Raw genomic sequence first — 22325 nt, 5'->3', positions numbered from 1 at the left:
ACGGCGGGCACGGGGGACACGACGGGCGGGCGCCTGCGGCCCGCTGCTCGCAGGGGTGGCAGGTGGATTACACGGTGGGCCCCAGGGTGGAGACGAACGTGCCGAGCCGGGCCAGGCCCTCCCGGAGTTCGCCGGCCGACGCCGCGTACGAGAGACGGACATGGGTCTCGGCCGTGGCCACGCCGAAGTCGCGGCCCGGGGTGAGCGCCACATGGGCCTCCCGCAGGGCGCGGGCGCAGAACTCCCAGGAGGTCAGGCCGGTGGCGCCGACGTCGAAGTAGGCGTAGAACGCGCCGTCCGGCGGCACCGGCACCGGCAGACCTATCCGCTCCAGGCCGTCCAGGACGAGCGCCCGGCGCTCGGCGAACTCCACCCGCCGGGCCTCGGCCACGGCCAGCGACTCCGGGGTGAAGCAGGCCAGGGCGGCGTGCTGGGCCGGGGCGGACGCGCACAGGAAGTAGTTCTGGGCGAGGCGCTCCAGCGCGGGCACGAGGGCCTCGGGCACGACGCACCAGCCGAGCCGCCAGCCGGTCATGCCGAAGTACTTCGAGAAGCTGTTGATGACGACCGCGTCGGGATCGTGCGCGAGGGCGGTGCCCGGCGGGCGGCCGAGGCCGTCGGGGTCGCCGAGGTCGAGGTAGATCTCGTCGACCAGCCGCCACGCCCCGCGCTCCCGGGCGAGGGCGCACAGGGCCCGGAGCTCCTCCGCCGGGACCGAGGTGCCCGTGGGGTTGGAGGGGGTGGCGATCATGATGCCGCGGGTGCGGTCCGTCCAGTGCGACCGGACGGACGCCGCGTCCAGCTGGAAACGGGAGGCGGGGCTGGTCGGCACGAGGCCGACGCGGGCGCCGAAGCTCTCCATGATCTGCCGGTTGCACGGGTAGGACGGGTCCGCGATCAGCACCTCGTCGCCGGGGTCGACGAGGGCGGCGGCGGCCAGCACCAGCGCGGCGGAGGCGCCCGCGGTCACCACCACCCGGGCCGGATCGACCTCGACGCCGTGCCGGTCGGCGTAGAAGCGGGCGATCGCCTGCCGCAGCGCGGGCAGCCCGAGGGCCGCCGTGTACGCCATGGGCCGGCCGTCCATGGCGGTGCGCATGGCCTCCAGGACGGCGGGCGGCGCGCCGAAGTCGGGTTCGCCCAGGCTGAGTTTGACGACGTGGTGGCCGGCCGCCTCCAGTTCGGCGGCCTGCTTGCCGAACTCCATGGCGTAGAAGGGGGCGATGGCCCGGGCGCGCTGCGAGATCCTCATGCCGTCGATTTTCCGGCACGCGGGCGTGTGGGGGGCGGGTCAGCCGAAGCGGCCCGCCACGTAGTCCGCCGTCCGCTGGTCCCGCGGGGAGCCGAAGATGTCCTCGGTGGGGCCCGCCTCGACGATCCCGCCGGGGGTGCCCTGCTCGGCGAGGAAGAAGGCGCACTGCTGGGAGACGCGGTTGGCCTGCTGCATGTTGTGGGTGACGATCACGACCGTGACCTGCCCGGCCAGCTCCTGGATGGTCTCCTCCACCCGGCGGGTGGAGGTGGGGTCGAGGGCGGAGCAGGGTTCGTCCATGAGCAGCACCCGGGGGCGCACGGCCAGGGCCCGCGCGATGCACAGCCGCTGCTGCTGGCCGCCCGAGAGCGCGCCGCCGGGCTGCCGCAGCCGGTCGCGGACCTCCTTCCACAGGCCGGCCCGGGACAGGGACTCCTCGACCAGGACGTCCTTCTCGCGGCGGTTCGCCTTGGTGCCCGTCAGGCGCAGGCCCGCGACCACGTTGTCGTAGATCGACATGGCGGGGAACGGGTTCGGCTTCTGGAAGACCATGCCGATCCTGCGGCGGGCGTCCGTCAGGCGCCAGGAGGGGTCGTAGATGTCCTCGCCCTCGAAGAGCACCTCGCCGCCGAAACGGGCGGCCGGGATCATCTCGTGCATCCGGTTCAGGGTGCGCAGGAACGTCGACTTGCCGCAGCCGGAGGGGCCGATGAGGGCGGTCACCCGGCCGGCGGGCATGGTCAGCGACACCCGGCTGAGCACCTGGTGGGTGCCGAACCAGGCCGAGACGGCGCGGGCGTCGAGCGTGGCGGGGGCGCCGCCGTGGGCGGTGGTCTCCACCGGGGGGAGGACGACCGTGTCGGTCAGGGACTCGGCTACTTCGGTCATGTCGGACACCTCACAGCAGATTGGGCAGGAGCTCGGTGGTGCGGGTGGCGACCTGGAGGCCGAGCACCGCGACGACCGGGGCGAAGACGATCCAGGTCTGGTGGCGGCCCCACCGGTGCCAGGCCCAGACCGCGGCCACCGCGGCGAGCAGCAGCGCCTGGAGCCACATCACCAGCGGCCAGGGCACCCCGTCGGGCCGGGCCAGCGGCTCCTCGGACGCGGGGAGCGTGCCGGAGCGGATCACGGCGGCCGGGGTCGGGAAGGGCGTGGACGTCAGGTCGGCGTCCACGCGCAGGACTCCGGACGGGACGAAGGGGGAGCCGGTGGCGGTGACCAGGACCAGCCGTCCCTTGCCGGCGGCGAGCGGTGCGGGCGCCGGGTCACCGGCCCGTCGTACGCCGCTGACCTGGTACGTCGCCTTGCCCTGGCCGGTGGTCACAGTGAACGTGTCGCCGGCCGCGAGGGAGGACAGCCCGCTGAAGGGTCCGCCGTAGGCGGCGGCGCGGCCCATCAGGACGCTGGTGCCGGCCTGGCCGGGCATGGGCGTGTCCCGGCGGTGGCCGGGGCCGTCGGTGAGGACGGAGGAGTCGGTGCCCTCCAGGACGACCTGGGTCGTCCCCAGGCTGGGGACGTCGACGATCGCGACCGGCGTGCCGGGGGCGAGCAGCCGGCCGTCCTGGTCGGTCTGGGCGACCGGGGCGGTGCCGAGGGCGAGCTGGTTGCGCAGCTCGTCGAAGGCCGCGTGCTGTGCGGAGTGTTCCTGTGCGCCGCTGATGACCAGCAGCTGTGCGGTGATGCCGAGCAGCAGGGCGGCCAGGCCGAGCAGGCCGCCGCGGGCGAGATGACGGACGGCGGTGACGCTGCGGACGCGGGAGGGCGTCAAGGGTACGGCGACCGTCACGGCGGCCCGCCTCCTTCACAGACAGGGGTGTGCGTACGGGGGTGGGGCCGGTCGGCCGGGGAGACACTCCCTCAGTGGTCTCCCCGGCCGCCGGGCTCCGGAGGGGTCGCGAGGACCCCGGATCAGGTGGACCTGATGACGAAGTTCGCGCCGTTCTTGGCGTTCACCGTCGAGGAGCCCAGGTAGCTCGCGTGCAGGGTGTGGCGGCCCCGGGTCAGCCGGGGCAGCGTGACGGTGACCTTGCCGCCGCTCAGGGTGCCGGTGGCGATCACCCGGGTGCCCTCGTAGATCCGGACGGTGCCGGTGGGCGTGGTGCCGGTGGCGGTGACCTTGACGGTGGCCTTGGCGCGGGCGGTGTGGGCCACGGAGGCCGGGGCGGTGGTCGCGACCGACGGCGTCGCCTTGGTGATCTTCAGGGAGACCGCGGCCGAGGACGCGTTCAGCTGGGTGCTGCCGCCGTAGGACACGGTCAGGCTGTGCGTGCCGACCTTGAGGTGGTTCGACAGAGCGAGGGTGACCGTGCCGCCGCTGAGGGTGCCGGTGCCGAGGGTGGTGGTGCCCTCCTTCACGGTCACCGGGCCGGCCGGGGTGACCGAGTGCGAGCCGGTGACGGTGACGACGACCTTCGGCGTCCTTCCGTACGCGGTGGCCGCGGCGGTCGCCTTGACGGTGCTGGCGTACTTGAGCGCGCCGGTCCAGGTGGCCTCCGCGCCGGTGCCGACGACGGTGGCGGCGGCGACGGTGGCGGTGTAGGTGCCGGTGGCCAGGCCGGTGAAGGAGTACGAGGTGGTGCTCGCCGGCACGTCCTTCGTGGCGACGACGCCGCCGTCCGCGTCCTTCAGGGTGACGCGGTAGTCGGTGACGGGCTGCGCGGGGGCCGGGACCGGCGCGGTCCAGGTCAGGTTGACGCTCGCGTCGCCCACGGTGGCCTGGAGCACGGGCGCGCCGGGCGTGGTCAGGCCCTTGATCTCCAGACCGCCGACCTTGGCGTGCTTGGCCAGGTTGATCGAGCCGTTGTACGACTCGTTCAGGAAGCCGAAGGCCGCGATGACCTTCTCGGCGTTCTCGGAGGCGAGGGCCGCCTCGTGGTCGCCGCTGGTGACGAAGACGTCGTAGAGGTCCTTGTCGAAGAAGACGCTGCTCGTGTCGATCGCGCGGCTCGGGACGACGTTGTAGACGTCCCGGCCGAAGGTGGAGTTCTCGTAGTAGTGGGGAACCGGGGCGAGCTTGCCGTCGACCGTGGTGATCGGGCTGGTGACGCCGCCCGTGTCGCCCGGCAGCTGGACGCTGGCCAGGTGCGCGCCCGCGGCGACCGCGGTGGAGCTGTAGTCGGGGGCGATGCCGTTGTTCTGCGCGATCCAGCTGCCCACGGAGAACGGCACGAGCGAGCCGTCCTGGGTGAGGGCCGTGTTCGCCTGGTTCTCCTGGACGGTCGGCAGGCTGGTGTCGACGGTGTCCTCGGTCAGACCGATGGCCTGAAGGAAGAACTTGCGGGTGCCGGAGTTGGTCTGCGGCAGGACCGGGTGCAGGGTCTGGCCGCCCAGGACGCGCGTGCCGTTGGCCTTGTAGATGTCGAACAGCTGCTGGGACGTCAGCGAGTCCAGGCCGGAGCCGCGGACCGCGATGCCGACCGCGTCCCGCGCGAACGGGATGTAGGTGAGGGCGTTGCCGGAGAAGCTCGGACCGCTGGAGGAGCGGGCGAAGTCGACCTGGCCGCTGATGGCGACACCGTTGTTGTTGGGGAACTTGTCACCGGTGAGGGACATGCTCAGCGCCGTGCGGCCCGCTCCGGAGCCGTTCGGGCGGTTGAAGGACGCACCGCCCGAGCGGGTCTGGATCGTCGACGAGCCGATCGCGTCGTAGGAGGCGATGCCCGCGCCGGTCGCCGACTTCACGGCGGTTCCGGAGTAGTCCTTGCCGCCCACGGTGTCGCCGGCGAGGGCGTTGAGCACGTCCTGGGTGGTGTCGGAGCCCACGCCGACCAGCTGGCGGAAGGTCCCGGCGGGGGTGGGGTCGGCGTACGCCGGGCTCGCGAGAGCCACACCGCCGGCCACCACTGCGGCGGCGACGAGCGCGGCCGTGGAGCGCGTTCTGCGCATGGAGAGTCTCCGTGACTGTGCGAAAGGGGTGGAGAAACAGGTGGATCGATCTGGCAGGGTGGTGCGGGCCGTCCGCCCCGACTGTCCTTCGGGGCGGGCGGCCGTCCGTGGGGAGCGCCGCCCGAGGGGGCGCTCAGGGCCGCAGGAGTCTCCGCAGCCGTTCGGGCAGGGCGAGTTCCGGTACGACCGTCACCGTGCGGCCGCCGGGGAGCGGCAGCCGCAGCGGCAGGCGCAGCCGGCCGCCGCCCGCGAAGGGCGCGCCCACCCCCGCCACGGCGCCGAGGGCGGCCCCGACGGGCACGGCGTAGCGCAGCGGGTTCGCGGGGTCGGCGGGCGTGGCGCCGGAGGCGGTGGTCGATACGGCCTTGCCGCCGTCGTAGGAGGCCGCACTGCTCGGGGTGGCACTGGCGCTCGCGCCGGCACCGCCGGTGGTGGTGCCGCCCGCCGTGCCGCCGGAGAGGTCACCGGTGGTGCCGCCCGTGGTCGTGGAGCCGCCGGAGCCGCCGCCCGCGGCCGATCCGTCGCCGCTCCCCGTGGCGGGGGCCTTGTAGTGCAGGAGCGCGTCGGCGGCCCGGGTGGTCCGGGTGCGCAGCGTCCGCGTCAGCGGGGCGTATCCGGCCGGGAGCAGGCCCGGGTCGGCGCCCGTGGTCTGCCCGGTGCCGGCCGCGTACCGCAGCAGGGTCGCGTAGTCCTTGCGGGCGGCGGCGTCGAGCTTCGCGGGGCGTACGGCCGCGTAGACCAGCTGGGCGAGCGGGTAGGCGTCCTTCGCGGTGGCCTTGGCGGGGCTGATCTCGGGGGCGCTCTTGCCGGTGGCGCTCGCCGCGGCGGCGGTCAGGGTGACGCCGCTGGGGGCGACGTAGGTGCCGGCGGCGTTGAGCAGGCGCGCGGTGCGCAGTCCGTACCGGGCGGCGGAGGCCGCGTCCGTGATGGTGATCATGAACCGGGAGCCGACGGTCTGCGGGCCCGAGTTCTTGTACGCCGGCGGGCTGGCCAGCGGGTCCCAGCTCGCCTTCCACAGGCTGTCGGTGCGCAGGGTGTGCAGCGCGCCGGCGTGCATGTCCGCCACGTACGGGTGGAAGTCGATCATGCACTGCTTCTCGGTGGCGCCGGTGCCCGGCGGGATCGTGCACCACGGGTCGCTCTTGGGGTAGGTGTCGGTGTTCGCCGGGTCGAAGGCGAATCCGGTCGGGTTGAGGTCCGTGTTGGTGGTGAAGTACGGGTTGACCCGCATGCCCCAGTCGTCGGACACCCCCGCGAGGAAGCCCCGGGCGTCCTTGTCGGCGACGATCCACTGCCACACCGCGCGGGCCGAGTCGGAGTGGCCGAGCGACGTCAGCAGGTCGGTGTCGGTGGCCGGGGTCTCGGCGACCGACAGCTCCGCGAACTCCGGGTTGAGTGCGATGAACTCGGGGTCGCTCGCGAGGCCGGCCGGGTTGTTCCTCGCCCAGCCGTAGCCCTGGGCGGCGGTGGAACCGATGACCGCTCCCCAGGGCGAGTTGCGGTAGGACTCGGTGAGCAGCTTGGCCACCAGACGCGGGTTGAGGTCGATTGACTCGATCTTGCTCCCGGCGAGTCTCTGCGTGGCCTGGGAGGCGGTGGCCTTCGGTCTGCGTTCGATGGTGAAGCCGATGACGGTGCCGGAGAGCGCGGTGGGTGCGTAGACGGTGGGGTCGTCCGGGGCGCTCGTGCCCGCGTCGGCGCCCAGCGCGCGGGTGGTGAAGGCGAGTCCGGAGGAGCCGTCGTTGCCGAGGCGGGCGCGGGTGTCGGGTTCGCCGAGTTCGGTGTAGCCGTAGACCTTTCCGGTGGCGCACAGGGCGGTCTGCCAGCTCGTCATGGCGTCGGCGGCCAGTTCACTGCCGGTGGTGGCCCGTTCGTCGGAGCCGAGGGCGCAGTTGGTGCCGACCGGGTTGAAGTGCAGCGGGATCGCGACGCGGTTCTTCCAGTTGGTGGAGGAGACCGGGGAGCCCGCGTTGACCTGGCTGTGGTCCGCGTACGGCTTGCCGTCGAGGTCGAGGTGGCCCTGCGGGACGATCACCAGCCAGCAGCTGCGCGGCCGGGACACGCCGTCCGTCTTGACGACGACGCCGCAGCCGAGGTGCGGGGCCTCGTTGGCGGTCTGCACCTCGAAGAACTCCTTGCCGGTGCCGTCGGCGCCGGTGCGGGCGAAGTCGATCTCGTTGGTGGTGTTGCGGTTGAAGTAGGGGTTGTTCTGGGTGTTGGAGGTGACGGTGGCGCCGCTGACCGGCTTGAACGGCACCTCGCCCGGGGCGTTGGGGTTGGTGGCGCCGTAGCGGTCGTCCTGGCCGTAGTTGGTGGGCTCGGCGCTGTAGAAGACCCGGCGGGTGTCGTCGTAGTCGTTGCCGGGCCAGCTGCCCCGGTCCGTGGTCGGCGAGGCCCCGTACTGGCACTGGGTGCGCGAGGGGCCCGGGTTGGCGGGGACCGTGCCGTCGTCGTCGCCCCAGCACTGCATGATCTGCACGAAGTCCGTGTCGAACAGGGTGCCCGCGAAGGTGCTCGGGGTGCCGCCGCTCCAGGAGACGGTGACGGCCTGGCTGGTGAGGTCGGCGGTCTGGGAGACCGTGAACCTCATGTCCCGGAACTCGCCGCGCCCGGAGACGGTGACGGCGGAGGACGAGGACGAGGAGGGGGCCGCGGTCGCGGGCGGGGCGGCCTGGGCGACCGCGAGCCCGGCGAGGGCGCCCACGGCGGCACCGGCGACGAGACGCAGAAGGGTCCGGCGTACGGCGTTCATCGCGTGCCCCCGTTCGAGGAGCCGCCGCCGCGCAGCAGCCGGGAGACCAGCGAGGGCAGCAGGATCAGGGCGAGGACGAGGAACGCGGCGAGCAGCATCAGCGTCTGGGTGGAGGTCCAGCCGGTGTGCCCGGCGATCGCGACGGGCTGGGCGAGGGCGACCGTGCCGTCGGCGGTGGTGGCCGTACCGCCGCCGGAGCCGTTCGCCGTGCCGCCGCCCGGGCTCAGGGTCTGGCCGGTGTCGGGGTCGACGGACGGCTGCCCGGCGGAGCCGGACGCGCCCGTGCCGCCGCCGGCGGCCGTTCCGCCCGAGGCGCCCGCGGCGCCACCGGTCGAGCCGCCGGCCGCCCCGCCCGCACCGCCGTCCGCGCCGGTCGCCTTGGCGCCGCCACTGCCGGTGGTGCAGGGCGCGGCGCCCTTCTTGTCGCAGTCCTTCGGGTAGGGCGCGGTCTCGGCCAGCTTGTTGCGGCCGTTGGTGGTGAAGGTCGGGTTGTTGCAGTTGCGGATGTTGATGTTCTGCGCCTGCACACCGGGGATCCGGCGGATCTGGGCGAAGCCCGCCTGCACCAGGTTGATCGGCAGCGGTGAGTAGCCGAGGTCGGGTGCCTGCTGCTGGCCCTGGCACATGAAGTAGTAGGAGAACGCGCCGAGCGTCTTGCCCTTGGCCTTGGTGAAGGTGCCCTGCACCTTCAGCGGCAGGATCATGTACGAGTAGCTGGACAGCGGGTAGTTGCGCCGGTCGCTGTCGTTGTAGACGCCGTCGAGCTGCTGGGTGAGGTAGTCGGCGGAGTTCCGGTTCGTGTTGATCTTCGCCTTGAGCAGCGAGACCGCCACGTTCTGCGGGGTGGGCTCGGTGTAGTAGCCGGCGTGGTTGAGGACCTTGGCGACCGGATAGTGCGCGTTGAGGGCGTAGGAGTAGTTGACGTAACCGATCGCGCCCTCGCCGTAGTTCTGGGCGACGTACCCGGCGACCCCGAGGTCACCGGACTGGGCGATCATGCCCGAGACCGTCGGGTAGTACGAGGTCTGCCCGCACGCCCCCGAGCGGCCGACCCTGGCGCAGTACGCCTGCCACAGTGCCTTGTGCTGGTTGGCCATCCACATCGTGAACTGGGCGGTCGAGCCGGAGCCGTCGGAGCGGACCACGGGCACGATCGGGCGGTGCGGGAGCTGGAGTCCCGGGTTGTCCGCCTTGATCACCGGGTCGTCCCAGGTCTTCACGGCCCCCGTGAAGATCTTCGTGACGACGTCGCCGGAGAGGCGGAGGTTGGTGACCCGCTTGCCGTTGACCGTCAGGTGGTACATGAAGACGGTGCCGCCGGCGACGATCGGCATGTAGGCGTACGACCCCTGCGCGGGGCGTTCGGCCGCGCTGCCGTCGGTGGGGTTGGTCTGGAACGGGATGTCGGAGACGGCGAAGTCGACGGTGCCGGAGAGGAACTGGCGGCGGCCGTCCGACGAACCGGTGCCGGCGTAGCTGATGCGCATGCCGTACTGGTTGACGGCCCTGCGCCATTCGTCGACCGCGTTCTCGGCCCAGGTCGAGCCGGCGCCGGCGATGGGCGTGTAGGTGTCGGCCTGGGCGGGGGCGCCGGTGAGGGCGCCGAGGATGCCTATGAGTGCGGCCAGGATGCCGAGCCGTCTGAGGGCGGTGATCATCGGTCGCTGTCTCCGTTGTCGGATGCGGGTTCGTCGGAGCTGGTCGCGCCCTGCGGCAAAGCCGCGGACGGGTACGGTCCCGCGCCCCTGAGGTGGGTGATGCCGGCGAATCTTTCGGCGTCGCGGCGGGACGCTCGCGCCGTTCTGCGTGCCTGGCGTTTCGTCTGGTGGCCCGGACCCCTGCCGCCGATCACGCGGGCGATCGCGAAGAGGATCAGGACGATGGCCATCAGGACCGCCGCCGAGCCGAAACCGCGGGCGATCATCGTGGGCTCGGGGGACTTGACGAAGTTGAAGACGGCCAGCGGGAGGGAGACCATCGGGCCGTTCGTCGGGTCGGCGTTCAGGGCGGCCGTGAAGCCGGCGGTCAGCAGGACCGGGGAGGTCTCGCCGATACCGCGCGCGGTGCCGAGGATGACCGCCGTGGCGAGGCCCGAGCGGGCCGTCGGCAGGACGACGTGCCACACGGTCCGCCAGCGGGGGGCGCCGAGGGCCTCCGCCGCCTCCGTGAGGGTGCCGGGGACCAGGCGCAGGACCACGTCCGAGGCGCGGATCACGATCGGCAGCATCATCACGCTGATCGCGAAGCCCGCCGCCAGGCCCGACTTCTGCATGCCGAGGCCGAGGATCCAGACGGCGTACACCATGAGGCCGGCGACGATCGAGGGCAGCGCGGTCATCGCCTCGACGATGGTGCGTACGAACCGGGAGAAGCGGCCGGGGATCTGGTTGAGGTACACCGCGCAGGCCAGGCCCAGCGGGACCGTGATGGTGAGCGCGATGGCGATCATGATCAGGGTGCCGAGCATCGCGTGGGCGATGCCGCCGTGGGACAGCGGGTCGAGCGGGCCGGCCGCCTGCATGTCCTGGGTGAAGAAGTTGCCGTGCGGGAGCGCCTCGCGGCCCCGCCAGGCGGTGAAGCCGACGACCAGGACGAGCGCGCTGAAGAGGAGCCCGGCCGCCGTCCACAGGACGACCGTCATCACCCGGTCGCGTACCGCCTGGCCGTCCTCCTCCAGCGCCGTGAGGACGGCGTAGACGGCGAGGAAGGCGGCGTACGCGGTGACGGTGAAGCCGAGGCTGCCGGAGAACGGGGCGATCTCGCCGAACAGCAGGACGGCGACGCACAGTCCGGAGGCCGCGGCTCCGGCGAGGGAGAGGACTCCGGAGCGGGTCAGGCCGCCGATGCGGCGCGGTACGTCCGGGAGTTCCGGGGCCGGGGCGGTGGCCCCGGTGCCGGCCTCGGCCGGCTGGGCGGGGGCGTGGTCCACGACGGTCATCTCATGCCTCGCTCTGTGCGCCGGACCGGGAGCGGGCCACGATGGAGGAGGCGGTGAAGTTGACCGCCAGGGTGAGCAGGAACAGCGCCAGGCCCGCTGCCATCAGCGCCGACATGCCGAAGGTGGAGGCGTCGCCGTAGTGCAGGGCGATCAGCGAGGAGACCGAGTTCGAGCCGGTCTGGAGGATGTGCGGCTGGATGGTGAAGACCGGCGAGATGATCAGGTAGACGGCGATGGTCTCGCCGAGCGCCCGGCCGAGGCCGAGCATCGTGCCGCCGATGATGCCGCCCTTGCCGTACGGCAGGACGACCGCGCGGATCATGCCCCAGCGGGTGGCGCCGAGCGCGTAGGCGCCCTCCCGTTCGCCCGCCGGCGCCTGGGCGAACACCTCCCGCATTACCGAGCACTGGATCGGCGCGACCATCAGCGCGACGACGATCCCGGCGACGAAGGTGGAGGCGGTGTAGACGCTGTCCGAGGCGAGCGGCTCGCCGGGCCGGGTGCCGTTGACGGCGAACAGCGGGATCCAGCCGAACCAGGTCGACAGCCAGCGCGACAGGCCGATCACGTGCTGCTGGAGGAAGAACAGCCCCCACAGGCCGTAGACCACCGAGGGGACGGCCGCCATCAGGTCGACCATGGTGACGAGGGTGCGGCGCAGCCCGCGCGGGGCCACGTCGGAGATGAACAGCGCGGTCCCGACGGCCAGCGGTACGGAGATCGTCACCGCGACGACGGCGATCAGCAGGGTGCCGGTGAGCACGGCCGCGATCCCGAAGTTGTGGACGTCCGGCTGCCAGGCCGCGGTGGTGAGGAAGCCGAACCCCCGGGCGCCGAGGGCCTGACCGGCCCTCAGCAGCAGGAACAGGCCCACGGCCGCCATGATGGCGAGGACGGTGACACCGGTGGCCGTCAGCTGGTACCGGAAGATCCGGTCACCGAGGTCCCGGGCCGTGTGCAGCCGTCGAGGAACGGGTCTGTCGGGCTCCGGCGCGCCGGAAACCTCCACTGCGGACGCCACTGCGGTCCCCCTAAAGGAAACGGTGTTCTCCCCATACGGCTTCGTGTTCGAGGCGCGCGGGGAGAGTCAATGGCCGGTTTCTTTCCCCTCAACCCGCCGGATGTGGACATGATGTGAACCGTTCATGTCGTTTTCGTGGGCCGGCTGTGGGGGCGTCGGTCAGAGCGGCTGGGCCGGCCAGTCCAGGAGACGGGCGCCGATGACGGCGGTCTGGAGGGTGTAGCGGTGGGCGGCGTCGGTGGGGTCGACGCCGGTGAGCCGCCGGATCCGGTCCAGCCGGTACGTCAGGGCCCGCACGCTCAGCGACAGCCGGCGGGCGGCCTGGGCCGCGACGCAGCCGGAGTCGAAGTAGGCGGTGAGCGTGGCGAGTTGGGGTTCGGCGCCGCCGCGGGCGCTGGTCAGCGGGGCGAGGACCGCCTGGACCAGGTCGGCCATCGCCTGCCGGTCGCGGGTCAGGACCTGGTAGACGAGCAGGTCGGCGGCGCGCAGCACCGGGTCGGCCAGGCCCAGCCGCCCGGCGAGTTCCAGGGAGTTGAGCGCCTCCTCGTAGGACTGGACGACCCCGCCGGGGCCCGGCTGCGGGCGGCCGATCGCCACCTGCCCGCCGCCGGTCGCGGCCCGCGCCCGCCGGGCGAAGGCGGGCAGGACCTCGTCCCGGTGGCCGGGGGCCACACACACCAGCAGCCCGTCCTTGGTGGTCAGCAGCACGTCACGGTCACCGAAACGGGCGAGCAGCGCGCGCTCCACCGCCCGGGGCACCGGGTCGCCGTCGTCGTAGGCGGCGGGGCCCCGGGCGACGGCGACGGCGTGGGTGTGCGACAGGCTCAGACCGAAGCGTTCGGCGCGCTGCGCGAGGCGGCCGAGGTCGCTGCGGCCGTAGAGCAGGTCGTCGATGAACTCCCGGCGGGCCGCCTCCTCCCGCCGCACCGCGAGCCGCCCGGCCCGTTCGTACCCCTCGGCCAGGGCGTCTATCACCTGGTGTACGGCGGCCAGGGTGGTGTCGGCGGAGCCCGTGGTGCGGGTGGGGCCGGGCGGGACCGAGCGGGCGGCGGCCAGATGGGCGCTGACCAGGGCGCGCAGGCCGTGACCGGCCTCGGCGGCCCGTTCGCCGAGGGCGCGCCGTGACTCCAGCTCGGCCCGGCTCAGCCGGCGGCCGGTGGCCGTGACCTCCGTCAGCAGCCGCGTGTAGCCGTCCAGGTACTGCTCGGGAATCTCCCCCGCCACCACGCCCCCCGCGTTCGTGTTCCGGCAACGAACCGGCGGTCAAGATTGCCCGGTCCGCGCAGTGCGCGGCGCCGTTCGATTCTGGAGGATCGTTGCGCCGGCACCAAGCCAATCAATCATGGGGGAACGACAATGAGAGCCAACCGTGCGGCGCTCGCCCTTGCCGTGGGCGCGCTGACCCCGGCCCTGCTGCTCGCCTCGCCGTCCTTCGCGACCACGGCGACAGCGGCGACGGCCGCTTCCACCACCGCCGGGGACGCGTCGCCGTACGACTCGATGACGGAGGAGGAGCTGCGGATCGCGGTCGCGCGCGTCCTCGCCGACGACAGCGCGGGCAAGGCGGTGCGGCGGGAGGCCGGGAGGGCGCTCGACGGCACCGCCGATGATCTGCGCGCCTTCCTGAAGACGGGTCTCGCGCTCGCGCGGGACGAGGACAACCGGGTGGCGATCGCGCGGCTGCTGGCCGCGCCGGAGAGCGGCAAGGCGGTGCGGAGGGAGGCCGGGAGGGCGCTCGACGGCACTGCGGCGGACCGGGCGGCCTTCCTCGCCTCCGGCTACCGGCTCGCCCGGGCCGAGGACGACCGGGTCGCCGTCGCGAAGATCCTCGCGCGGACCGACATCAGCGCGGCCCTGCGCGCGGCGGCCCAGACCGCCCTGAACGGCACCCCGGAGGAACTGCGTCACTTCCTGGAGGTCGGCCAGTACCAGGTCTAGGACTGCTGCTGGGTGATGTTGACGAGCCAGGTGATGCCGAAGCGGTCCGTGCACATGCCGAAGACGTCGCCCCACATCTGCTTGTCCAGCGGGACGGACACCTCGGCCCCGGCGGACAGCTTCTCCCAGTAGCCGCGCAGTTCGGCCTCGTCGTCGCCGCTCACGCTCACGGAGACGTTGCCGCTGGGGCGGTAGTCCATCCCCGGCGGGGTGTCGGCTCCCATGAGGGTGAAGCCGTTGGGGGACTCCAGCATGCCGTGCATGATCTGGTCCGCCTGCGGGGTGTCCGCCTGGCCGAACTCGCCGAAGGTGCTCAGCCTCAGCGTGCCACCGAAGACGTCCTTGTAGTACTCCAGCGCCGTCCGGGCGTCGCCGTTGAAGCTGAGGTAGGGGTTGAGTCGCGAGGCCATCGCAACCTCCTGGGTGCGAGAGGGGGCAGAAGTGGTCAAAAGGGGCGAATGATCGCCGTGTGGAGCCTAGCGTTCCGCGAGTGTGTCGGCGACGAGGGCGTTGGCGTGGCCGTGTCCCAGTCCGTGCTCGGACTTCAGCCAGTTCACCAGCTCCATGTGCCGGGTCAGCGGCGAGGAGCGGATGAGGTCCTTCCATTCTGCGATCGGCCGGCCGTACTTCTTCTCGATGGACGGGAAGTAGGAGGCGGGGCCCTTGGCTGCGGCGGCGGTCATGGTGGCGCTCCCGTCGGGGGTCGGTGGTGTCATGGGTGGGGACCTGGGGGTCCGGGTGAAGTCATCGGACTCTGACGTGTGACCTGTGTCACATTCGGATGCCGCGGTGATCGGCCCCGATGCGGCAGGCTGGGGTCCGTGAGCAACTCCAGTGACCCCCTTTTCGTCAAGATCTGCGGTCTGAGCACCGAGCGGGACGTCGACACGGCCGTCGAGGCGGGAGCCGACGCCATCGGGTTCGTGTTCTCCGCCAGCCCCCGCCGGATCGACGCCGCCACGGCCGCACGGCTCGCCCGGCGGGTGCCCGCGCACATCCTGACCGTCGGCGTGTTCCGCGCCGAACCCCTCGACGACGTACGGTCCGTGGCCGTCGAGTCCGGCATCCGGGCCGTCCAGCTGCACGGCCCGGAGGACCGGGGCTACTACGCATCACTCGCCACCGGCGGCTGGACGCTGATCCGGGCGGCCGCCTTCGGCGACTCCGTGCCGCGCCGGGGGGAACTGGGCGAGGACCTGCTCCTGCTCGACGCGCCGGTGCCGGGGTCCGGGGTCGCCTGGGACTGGTCCCGCTGGACCCCGGCCGCCGCCGGGGAGAAGTGGCTGCTCGCCGGCGGGCTCACCCCGGACAACGTCCGGGACGCCGTCGCCGCCACCCGGCCCTGGGGCGTCGACGTCTCCAGCGGGGTGGAGAGCAGCCGGGGCGTCAAGGACCCCGCCCTCATCACCGCCTTCGTCAAGGCGGCTCGCGGCGGCTGAGGGCGGGAGTCCGGGAGTCCGGGAGTCCGGGAGCGTCAGTCGAGGGCTCTGGCGGCCACGTCCGGGAGGTCGCTCGTCATGCCGTCCGCTCCCCATCCGGCGACCGTGCGCGCCGCCGACGCGGTGTTGATCACCCAGGGGATGGTCTCCAGCGGCTTGCCGTGCGCGCCCTTGAGCGCGTGCACGGCGGCCACGAAGTCGCCGGAGACCCGCCGGTAGTCGGGGTTGACCTGGTCGGCGTAGGTCGCGTACCCGCGCAGGGCCGCGGCCGTCGGCCGGGCACTGACCAGCACGGACGTCTTCAGCTCCGGGCGTTTGCGGTGGATCGTCCGCACGGCGTTCGTACCGAAGCTCATGACGATCAGCCGGTGGTCGACATGGCCGCCGTCCAGCCAGCCCTTGCGGCCGAGCACGCCGAGGATGTCGTCCTCGATTCCCGGATGCAGATCGGGCTGCTTGATCTCCAGCAGCAGGCTCTGGCCGTTGCGGTCCAGCCGGTCGAGGGTCCGGGCCAGCGTCGGGATACGGGTGCCCGCGAACCGGGCCCCCATCCAGCTCCCCGCGTCCAGACGGGCCAGTTCGGCCGCCGTGAAGTCGCCGACCGGATGGTCCGCGCGGGACGGGAACACCGACTCGACGTCCGTCGTCCGCCTGAGGTCCCGGTCGTGCAGCAGGATCAGCTCACCGTCCCTGGTGCGCTGCACATCGGTCTCCACCCAGTCGATGCCGAGCGCGTCGGCCGCGTCGAAGGACGGCAGGGTGTTCTCGGGCGCGTACCCGGCGGCGCCGCGATGGCCGCTGATCCGCGGGCGGTTGTCGGCGGCAGCGGCGGCCGTTGCGGCCGGGACGGCCGTCGGGGCGAGCAGGAGGGCGGTCGTGCCGAGGGCGACGGCGGTCGCGGCTGCGGTGCTTGCGCGCATGGGGGTTCCTTTCGCCGGCCCCGCTGGGGGACGGCAGGGGTGGTGGGGGTGGTGGGGTGGTGCAGTGACCGACTCGCGGACGATCTCGACGACTTCGATGACTTCGACGATCTCGACGATCTCGACGATCTCGACGATCTCGACGACCTCCGGAACCGGCCCCGGACGCGCGTCGACGCGCCCGTGCCCGTCCCGGACGCGCGTCGGCGCCCGGAGAGGGACAGGGAGAGGGGGAAGAGGGAACGAAAGGGAACGAAAGGGAGCGAAGGGGAGAGGGGGTGAGAGGTGAGGAAGTGGGGACGATGAGCCCCCGCCCGATCACCGCGGACGGATGCCCGGCCCCGGGCCCCTTCGCGTCCGAGTCTGGCCGCGCCGCGAGCCCGGAGCCGATTCTTGCTGGTCCGTTCGAGGCGGCCCGGCGCCGCGCAGCCGCCCGCACCGGCGCTGCCGGACCGGGACGCAACGGCCGTAAGGTGGAGGCATGGCAGCTACCGAGACGGCGCCCCGGGACCGACTGCGGCTCGCCGGCGGGGACGCGATGTGCCCGCAGCGCGGCGCCCTGGAGCACCTCACCAGCCGCTGGGGCACTCTCGTCCTGATCGCGCTGCTCGACCGCCCGTACCGCTTCAGCGAACTGCGCCGGGAGATCGGACGGGTCAGCGAGAAGATGCTGACCCAGACCCTCCAGACCCTGGAACGTGACGGCATGGTCCACCGCGACGCCAAGCCCGTGATCCCGCCCCGCGTCGACTACTCCCTCACGGACCTCGGCCGCGAGGCCGCCGAACAGGTCCGCGCCCTCGCGCACTGGACGGACCTGCGGATGGCCGCCATCGAGAAGGCCCGCGAGGAGTACGACGCGGCGAAGGCCTGACGCTCCGAGCCGCGTTGCGACCACGGGTGCGCCGATCGGTCAGATTCGGAGAAGCGCCCCCCGCCGGGCCGCGGCTAGCGTGAGAGTCATGGACATCACCATTCACACGACCTTCCTCCCGCACGACGACCCGGACGCGTCGCTGGCGTTCTACCGCGACGTCCTCGGCTTCGAGGTCCGCAGTGACGTGGGACAGGGCAAGATGCGCTGGATCACGGTCGGCCCCGCCGGGCAGCCCGGAACGTCCATCCTGCTGGCCCCGCCCGCCGCCGACCCCGGCGTCACCGAGGCCGAGCGGCGCACCATCGCCGAGATGATGGCCAAGGGCACCTACGGGTGGATCCTGCTGGCCACCCCGGACCTCGACGGCACCTTCGAGAAGGTCACCGCCCAGGGCGCCGAGGTCGTCCAGGAGCCGACCGAGCAGCCGTACGGGATCCGCGACTGCGCCTTCCGCGACCCCGCGGGGAATCTGATCCGCATCCAGGAACTCCGCTGAGCCGCACCCGGGGAAGGGGGGTTCCGCCATGTGTCACCCGGGATGGCGACACGCGCTGCTCGCGGCGCGGCGCCTGAGCGACCTCGCGCGGCTGCGCCGGGTCCGGGACCGGATCGACCGGGAGTACGCGCGACCGCTGGACGTCCTCGCGCTCGCCGTGGCCGCGGACATGCCGGCCGGCCTGCTGAGCCGTGAGTTCACCCTCGCGTACGGTGCGTCGCCGTACGCCTACCTGCTGAAACGTCGCGCCGAGCGCGCGACGGCCGCCGGGCTCCTTCGGGCGCCCGGGAAAGGAGACCGGTCATGAGCGAGACCCGTCGGCACGAAGGGTTCACCGAAGAGGAACGCGCCGCGATGAAGGAGCGCGCGAAGGAACTGAAGACGGCCACGCGGCGCGGCTCGCGCGGTGCCAAGGCGGACACGGAGGGCGAGGTCCTCGCGAAGATCGCGGAGATGCCGGAGGCGGACCGGGCCCTCGCCGAGCGGATCCACGCGCTCGTCCGGGCGCAGGCGCCGGGGCTTGTGCCGAAGCTCTGGTACGGCATGCCGGCGTACGCCCGGGACGGCAAGGTCGTCTGCTTCTTCCAGAGCGCGCACAAGTTCAAGTCCCGCTACGCCACGCTCGGCTTCAACGACGCGGCGCGCCTCGACGACGGCGGCATGTGGCCCACCGCCTTCGCCCTGACCGAGCCGACCGCCGCCGACGAGGAGCTGATCGGCGCGCTCATCAGGCGGGCGGTGGGCTGAGGGACGCCGGTGTCCGCGGACGGACGCCGTACGGCTGGTCGCGAACGGTCTCACTCAGGCGGAGATCGCCGCACGGGCCCGGTGGTCGGGGCGTGGCGGAGTGACGTGCGCCCGCGCTCTCAGCCGGCGGGCGGGGCCGGCGGCTCGTGCGGGGGCTGCTGCGGGGGCTGGTGCGGAAGCGGCGGGGGCTGCTGGGCCGGCGGGTAGGACTGGGCCTGGGGGTAGGACTGGGCCTGGGGGTAGGACTGGGCCTGCGGGTGCGGGGCCTGCGGGTACGGCTGGGGGTACGCCTGGGGGTACGTCTGCGGGACCGGGCCGGTCGCCCAGGGCTGCGGGTACGGGGTGGGAACGGCGGCGGGCGCGGTGGCCGGGCGCCGGGTGGCGAGCACGGTGAGGACGGAAGTGGCCAGCCCCAGCACACAGGCGACCGTCAGCAGGTAGAAGCCGGGGCCGAAGGTCGTGGACCGGGCGTCGGTGTCCCACTGGGCGTCACCGACCGTGGAGACCGCCACCGTCAGCGTCGTGCCGAACAGCAGCACCGCGCCGGTGACACCAAGCACCCGGGCCAGAGGCTGCCGGCCGCCGGAACCGGTCAGCAGCACGATCCCCGCGGCGACGGCGAGGAGGGCGCCGACGAGCAGCGGGACGCCGTCGAACTGCGTGACCGACTGGGACTTCTGTCCCGGGACCGAGGTGGTGTACGACCACGCCTTCGCGACGGTCCGGTAGGCCGCGGCGCTGCTGCTGCCGCTGCCGATGGTCTCCTTCGACGTGTCGAGCGTGGTGAAGGAACCGGTGAGGGCGAGGGCCGCGCCGACGAGCAACAGCGCGCCGGAGACGCGGTCGGCGGCCGCGCCCGGGGCCGTCGGCGGGCCCGGCGGTCTGCCGTAGGGGACGGGCGGGGGCACCTGGGGGCCGGGTTGCGGCGGTTGTGTCGGTTGCGTCGGTTGCGTCATCCACCGATCGTAGGGAGCGGGGCCGGTGATGATAAGGGCAACAGCACCTGTTTCCCGGGGAGTTCAGCGCGGGCCGGGAGCCGGCGAACGCGGCGTGCCGGATCTGCCGGGCGGGCGGCGTCCGGGTGCTCAGTTCGGCGTCGCGGGGCAGTTCGGCGTCGCGGGGCGGTTCGGGCAGCCGGTGGCGGCCGGTGCCGCCCGTGCCGGGCTCGTCCCGGACCAGGATCCGGGCGGTGACGGCCGCGTCGATCAGCGGCAGCAGCCGGTCGGGGACCAGGCCCTGGACGTCGGCGAGATCGGCTGTCCGCAGGCGCTCTCCTCGACCGGGCCCTGCCCCGTGGTCGACCTCGGCTCCGCCGAGCGCACCGCCATGAACGGCCTCGCCGACGCGCCGCCCGAGGGCACCGGGGCCGCGGCGGCCAAGGAGCCGGTCGGGTCCGTCGACGTGCGGGACGCGTTCACGGGCCACGGCGCGGGCGAGGTCACGGGCGGCCGAGTCCGGGCGGCCGGTCGCCGCCCGGTCGTCGCTCTCAGCCGGCCTGGGCGGCGGCGGGGGCCGCGGTCCGGCGTTCGTTGCGCCAGGACGCCGCCAGGGCGAGCAGCGCGCCGCCCGCCGCGTAGGCGCCGAGCACCCACAGGGCCGCCGTGGTGGCGTGCCCCGAGAAGTACACCGTGTTGCGGACCAGGGTGGTGCCGGCGCCCGGCGGCAGGGCCTGCCCGATCGCGCTCCAGAACCCCGGCAGCAGCGGCGCCGGATAGACACCGCCGGAGCTCGGGTTGCCGAGGACCACGAAGAGCAGGATGACCAGGCCGGTGCCGAGGAGGCCCAGCAGGGTCTGGAGCGCGAGCGCGGTCGCCGCGGAGGCGAGCACCACCAGCGTGCCGATGGCGCTCAGCGCCCAGAAGTGCCCGCCGAGCGCGTCGAACACCGGACCGACGATCACCGCTCCGGCGATCCCGGACACGGCCGCGTACAGCACGAGGACCGCGAGGCGGATCAGGGTGCGGTGCCGGTTGGCGGGGCGGGAGCCGGCCGACATGCCCATGATCGTCGCGGTGAGATAGCCGCCGATCACCCAGCCCAGGACCAGGTAGAACGAGGTCATGCCGCGCCCGTCGCCGGAGTGCGGGGCCCGGATGTCCGTGACGGTGATCTGCCGCTTCTGCGCCGCCTCTATCTTCTGGGCGATCAGGGTGGCGGTCTGCGACACCGAGGGCCCGCCCGCCGAGGCGACCAGCAGGGTGTCCTTCGTGCTGGTCGCGTCGAAGAGGAACGCGGCGTCCGCCTCGCGGGTGAGGACCCGGCTGCGGGCGGCCGCGGCGCTCGGCGCGGCGGTGGCCTCGACCGGCTCGCCGTCCAGCGCGTTGAGCTGCGCGACGATCTTCGCGGCCGCCTGCTGCGGGGCGGCGACCGCGACGGGTATGCGGTGCGGTGTCGGGGAGTGGAAGGCTCCGACGTACGACACGACGAAGGCGAGCTGGACGAGCAGTCCGCCGAGCACGAGCCCGAAGGCCCGCAGGGTGACGGCGTCCTTGAACTCGGCTGCGAGACCGGGGGACTTGGCAGGGGCGGGGGCGGCTGAGGGTTCGTTCACGGCCGCATGATCGCACGACCGGGTGAACCTGCCATTCCGTTTGACGGACGGCTACTGTCTCCGCGGCGGAAGCGATCACCGGCTGCGAGGAGCGATCTCACGTGGAGACCGAAGTGGACCTGGACCGTGCCCTGGAGGTCGCGAGCGAGCTGGCGGCCTGGGCCTCGGAGACGATCCGCGGCGCCCGCACCACCGCCGTACGGCAGAAGGCGAGCCCGGCGGACATCGTCACCGACACCGACGAGGCCGTGGAGCGGCACGTCCGCAGGGTGCTCGGCGAGGCCTTTCCCACCCACGGCATCGTCGGCGAGGAGTACGGCACCACGGAAGGCGCCCGCTCCGCCCCGACCTGGGTGGTCGACCCGGTCGACGGGACCTCCAACTTCGCGCACGGCATCGGCTGGTGCTCCTTCTCCCTGGGCCTGGCCGCCCCCGACGGCACCCCGCTGCTCGGCGTCGTCGCGGACCCCTGGCGCGGCGAGACCTTCACCGCGATCCGCGGCGGCGGCGCCCGTCTCAACGGCGTCCCGGTCCACGCGGCCGACCACACCACCCTCACCGGCCACCTCTTCCTCACCGAGTGGGCGGCCCACGCGCACTGGCCCGGTCTGGACGCCCTCCTCGCCGCACTCGCCGAGCGCCACTGCACGGTCCGCGTCATGGGCTCCACGGCCCTGTCCCTGGTCCAGGTCGCGGCGGGCCGCGCGACGGCGGCGGCGATCGGCGAGTTCCACCACGTCGACGGCCTCCCGGCCCTGCTGATCGCCCAGGAGTCCGGAGCCATCGCCCATCCCGCCCTCCCGCCCTACGACACCCCCCTCCTCCTCACCGCCCCGGGCGCGGCCGGGGAAGCGACCGCCCTGTGGCGGAAGGCGGGCGCGGACCGCCGCCGGACGGGGTGAACACGCGGGCTAGGGCCTGTCTGACAATTCCCGTCTGCCCGGCGACGCCATGCACGCCCTCTCGCCGCACCGGCCCCAGACCCGAGTACACCAGTACGCAGGCCTGGGGCCGGCACACCGAGAGCACGCACCTGACGCCGCCGGGCCGCCCTTCGGGCGACGACGCGAATTGTCAGACAGGCCCTAGGCTCCCGGCCTTCGGAAGGTCACCTCGCGACGGGTGGCCTCGTCGATCTCCTCGGTGGTGAGGAGGGGGGTGGCGCGGGTCTGGAGGCCGCCGCCGGCCTTGACGGCGAGGGCGACGGCGGCCATGTCGACGCGGTCGGGGAAGTCCACGATCAGGATGGCGTCCGCCTCCCCGAAGGCGTAGTAGATGGCCTCGACCGAGCCGCCGAGGCCGCCCACGACCTGTTCCACGGCGGCGCGCCGCCCGCTCGCCCCCTCCTTGAGCAGCCCCTTGGCGCCCTCTTGTGTGTAGGTCGCCTGGATGAGGAACTTCGGCATCGGGACGCTCCCTGACCCTCGCTTGTCCGTACGGGTACGTACAGTGCCCTTCCCCCGGACACCCGGCCCGTTCTGCCTCCGGCGCCGGATTCACCCGGTA

Annotated in this window: 23 protein-coding genes; 8 read left to right on the top strand and 15 right to left on the bottom strand. The window is 73.1% G+C overall.

Annotated elements, in window-relative coordinates; genetic code table 11:
* Window positions 1-67: 67 nt before the first annotated feature.
* The 9 genes from AQJ58_RS38195 to AQJ58_RS38155 form a co-directional block, all read right to left on the bottom strand.
* On the bottom strand, window positions 68-1252 hold the full coding sequence (locus AQJ58_RS38195) for a pyridoxal phosphate-dependent aminotransferase (protein WP_067258974.1): 1185 nt from the start codon (window positions 1250-1252) through the stop codon (window positions 68-70).
* A gap of 39 nt (window positions 1253-1291) precedes the next feature.
* Window positions 1292-2140 carry a phosphate ABC transporter ATP-binding protein PstB gene (pstB, locus tag AQJ58_RS38190; RefSeq protein ID WP_067258973.1) on the bottom strand — a complete coding sequence of 283 codons (849 nt, stop codon included), beginning with the start codon at window positions 2138-2140 and terminating at the stop codon, window positions 1292-1294.
* A 10-nt stretch (window positions 2141-2150) separates the two neighbouring features.
* A complete protein-coding gene (locus tag AQJ58_RS38185; protein WP_067258971.1) occupies window positions 2151-3041 on the bottom strand; it encodes a sortase in 891 nt (296 codons plus the stop codon).
* A 122-nt stretch (window positions 3042-3163) separates the two neighbouring features.
* Window positions 3164-5140 carry an Ig-like domain repeat protein gene (locus AQJ58_RS38180; protein WP_067258970.1) on the bottom strand — a complete coding sequence of 659 codons (1977 nt, stop codon included), beginning with the start codon at window positions 5138-5140 and terminating at the stop codon, window positions 3164-3166.
* Window positions 5141-5273: 133 nt separating this feature from the next.
* Window positions 5274-7892 (bottom strand): hypothetical protein, encoded by a 2619-nt coding sequence (locus AQJ58_RS38175; protein WP_067258968.1) that lies wholly within the window; start codon window positions 7890-7892, stop codon window positions 5274-5276.
* Entirely contained in the window at window positions 7889-9550 is a 1662-nt protein-coding gene (locus AQJ58_RS45575) for a phosphate ABC transporter substrate-binding protein PstS (RefSeq protein WP_067258966.1), read from the bottom strand. The genes AQJ58_RS38175 and AQJ58_RS45575 overlap by 4 nt, the downstream gene beginning before the upstream one ends.
* On the bottom strand, window positions 9547-10830 hold the full coding sequence (pstA, locus tag AQJ58_RS38165; RefSeq protein WP_067258964.1) for a phosphate ABC transporter permease PstA: 1284 nt from the start codon (window positions 10828-10830) through the stop codon (window positions 9547-9549). The genes AQJ58_RS45575 and pstA overlap by 4 nt, the downstream gene beginning before the upstream one ends.
* Window position 10831: 1 nt before the next feature.
* A complete protein-coding gene (pstC, locus tag AQJ58_RS38160) occupies window positions 10832-11851 on the bottom strand; it encodes a phosphate ABC transporter permease subunit PstC (RefSeq protein WP_067258962.1) in 1020 nt (339 codons plus the stop codon).
* Between the two features lie 159 nt (window positions 11852-12010).
* The gene (locus AQJ58_RS38155) at window positions 12011-13078 is read right to left on the bottom strand and encodes a PucR family transcriptional regulator (protein ID WP_107122255.1); all 1068 of its coding nucleotides are present in this window, start codon (window positions 13076-13078) and stop codon (window positions 12011-12013) included.
* A gap of 129 nt (window positions 13079-13207) precedes the next feature.
* Here AQJ58_RS38155 and AQJ58_RS38150 point away from each other — a divergent pair, with 129 nt between their 5' ends.
* The gene (locus tag AQJ58_RS38150; RefSeq protein WP_067258960.1) at window positions 13208-13789 is read left to right on the top strand and encodes an ALF repeat-containing protein; all 582 of its coding nucleotides are present in this window, start codon (window positions 13208-13210) and stop codon (window positions 13787-13789) included.
* On the opposite strand, the gene AQJ58_RS38145 is transcribed toward AQJ58_RS38150, so the two are convergent.
* Window positions 13786-14199 carry a VOC family protein gene (locus AQJ58_RS38145; RefSeq protein WP_067258958.1) on the bottom strand — a complete coding sequence of 138 codons (414 nt, stop codon included), beginning with the start codon at window positions 14197-14199 and terminating at the stop codon, window positions 13786-13788. The genes AQJ58_RS38150 and AQJ58_RS38145 overlap by 4 nt on opposite strands.
* Before the next feature lie 66 nt (window positions 14200-14265).
* Window positions 14266-14472, bottom strand: coding sequence for a DUF4287 domain-containing protein (locus AQJ58_RS38140; protein WP_067258957.1), 207 nt, complete (start codon window positions 14470-14472; stop codon window positions 14266-14268).
* A gap of 138 nt (window positions 14473-14610) precedes the next feature.
* Here AQJ58_RS38140 and AQJ58_RS38135 point away from each other — a divergent pair, with 138 nt between their 5' ends.
* A complete protein-coding gene (locus AQJ58_RS38135) occupies window positions 14611-15228 on the top strand; it encodes a phosphoribosylanthranilate isomerase (RefSeq protein ID WP_067258955.1) in 618 nt (205 codons plus the stop codon).
* A 35-nt stretch (window positions 15229-15263) separates the two neighbouring features.
* Here AQJ58_RS38135 and AQJ58_RS38130 read toward each other — a convergent pair whose 3' ends face one another.
* Complete coding sequence (locus tag AQJ58_RS38130) at window positions 15264-16148, bottom strand: glycerophosphodiester phosphodiesterase (protein WP_067258953.1); 885 nt, start codon at window positions 16146-16148, stop codon at window positions 15264-15266.
* 39 nt (window positions 16149-16187) lie between these two features.
* On the opposite strand from AQJ58_RS38130, the gene AQJ58_RS38125 reads away from it, so the two are divergent.
* From AQJ58_RS38125 to AQJ58_RS38105, 5 genes are all read left to right on the top strand, one after another.
* Window positions 16188-16430, top strand: coding sequence for a hypothetical protein (locus AQJ58_RS38125; protein WP_067258951.1), 243 nt, complete (start codon window positions 16188-16190; stop codon window positions 16428-16430).
* Window positions 16431-16629: 199 nt separating this feature from the next.
* Complete coding sequence (locus AQJ58_RS38120; protein ID WP_199844785.1) at window positions 16630-17022, top strand: winged helix-turn-helix transcriptional regulator; 393 nt, start codon at window positions 16630-16632, stop codon at window positions 17020-17022.
* An 88-nt stretch (window positions 17023-17110) separates the two neighbouring features.
* Entirely contained in the window at window positions 17111-17521 is a 411-nt protein-coding gene (locus tag AQJ58_RS38115; protein ID WP_067258950.1) for a VOC family protein, read from the top strand.
* A 28-nt stretch (window positions 17522-17549) separates the two neighbouring features.
* A complete protein-coding gene (locus AQJ58_RS38110; RefSeq protein ID WP_324613860.1) occupies window positions 17550-17828 on the top strand; it encodes a helix-turn-helix domain-containing protein in 279 nt (92 codons plus the stop codon).
* A complete protein-coding gene (locus AQJ58_RS38105; RefSeq protein ID WP_067258948.1) occupies window positions 17825-18268 on the top strand; it encodes an iron chaperone in 444 nt (147 codons plus the stop codon). Before AQJ58_RS38110 ends, AQJ58_RS38105 begins: the two co-directional genes overlap by 4 nt.
* Window positions 18269-18387: 119 nt before the next feature.
* On the opposite strand, the gene AQJ58_RS45570 is transcribed toward AQJ58_RS38105, so the two are convergent.
* Both AQJ58_RS45570 and AQJ58_RS38090 read right to left on the bottom strand, forming a co-directional pair.
* Window positions 18388-19224 (bottom strand): hypothetical protein, encoded by an 837-nt coding sequence (locus tag AQJ58_RS45570; protein WP_067258946.1) that lies wholly within the window; start codon window positions 19222-19224, stop codon window positions 18388-18390.
* Between the two features lie 530 nt (window positions 19225-19754).
* Window positions 19755-20819 carry a DUF3533 domain-containing protein gene (locus AQJ58_RS38090; protein WP_067258943.1) on the bottom strand — a complete coding sequence of 355 codons (1065 nt, stop codon included), beginning with the start codon at window positions 20817-20819 and terminating at the stop codon, window positions 19755-19757.
* 101 nt (window positions 20820-20920) lie between these two features.
* Here AQJ58_RS38090 and AQJ58_RS38085 point away from each other — a divergent pair, with 101 nt between their 5' ends.
* Window positions 20921-21721, top strand: coding sequence for an inositol monophosphatase family protein (locus tag AQJ58_RS38085; protein WP_067258941.1), 801 nt, complete (start codon window positions 20921-20923; stop codon window positions 21719-21721).
* A 183-nt stretch (window positions 21722-21904) separates the two neighbouring features.
* Here the strand turns inward: AQJ58_RS38085 and AQJ58_RS38080 are convergent, their stop codons facing one another.
* Complete coding sequence (locus AQJ58_RS38080) at window positions 21905-22225, bottom strand: GYD domain-containing protein (RefSeq protein WP_067258939.1); 321 nt, start codon at window positions 22223-22225, stop codon at window positions 21905-21907.
* Between the last annotated feature and the right edge of the window lie 100 nt (window positions 22226-22325).

Origin of the sequence: Streptomyces sp. DSM 15324 (assembly GCF_001514285.1) — a bacterium.
GTDB lineage: Bacteria > Actinomycetota > Actinomycetes > Streptomycetales > Streptomycetaceae > Streptomyces.
The sequence above is the reverse complement of the archived record's forward strand: the minus strand, read 5'-3'. Positions and strand labels throughout refer to the sequence as shown.